This is a genomic window from Streptomyces sp. AC627_RSS907, from assembly GCF_019049165.1.
This window is the reverse complement of record NZ_JAGMUE010000386.1, coordinates 1-609: the sequence shown is the minus strand read 5'-3', so window position 1 is coordinate 609 and position 609 is coordinate 1. Positions and strand designations below refer to the sequence as shown.

Annotated in this window: 1 protein-coding gene; it reads left to right on the top strand. The window is 75.9% G+C overall.

The annotated features are described in order from the left end of the window. Positions 1-609: PP2C family serine/threonine-protein phosphatase (locus KUM32_RS36030; RefSeq protein WP_217146122.1), on the top strand; the 609-nt coding region annotated here is incomplete at both ends.

Sequence of the window (609 nt, the reverse complement as noted above, 5' to 3'; positions counted from 1 at the left end):
GTCGCCGCGGCCAGCGACCGCGGGCTGCGACACCACCGCAACGAGGACGCCTTCGCCCTCTCGGAGGCGGAGTTGCCGGATGGTTCGCCCGCCGTGGTCGCCGTCGTCTGCGACGGCGTCTCCTCCGCCACCCGCCCTGACGACGCGTCGGCCGCCGCGGCCCGGGTGGCCGGCGAGCGGCTGCTGACCGCGCTGCCACGGGGAACGCATCCGCAACAGGCCATGCACGAGGCGATCATCGCCGCGGCCGAGGCGGTCAACGCGCTGGCCCAGGAGGCCCGCCCGGCCCACCGCGACCCGCACCGCCACGAGAACGCGCCGGCCTGCACGATCGTCAGCGCCGTCGTCGCCTCGGGCATCCTGACCGTCGGCTGGATCGGCGACAGCCGCGCGTACTGGGTTCCGGACGACCGCGCCACGCCCGCCGCCCGGCTCACCGAGGACGACTCGTGGGCCGCGCAGATGGTCGCGGCCGGCCTGTTGTCGGAGCAGGAGGCGTACGCGGACGAGCGGGCGCACGCCATCACGGGCTGGCTGGGGGCGGACGCGTACGAGATCGAGCCGCACACCGCCGCGTTCAAACCCGACCGGCCGGGCGTGGTGGTGGTC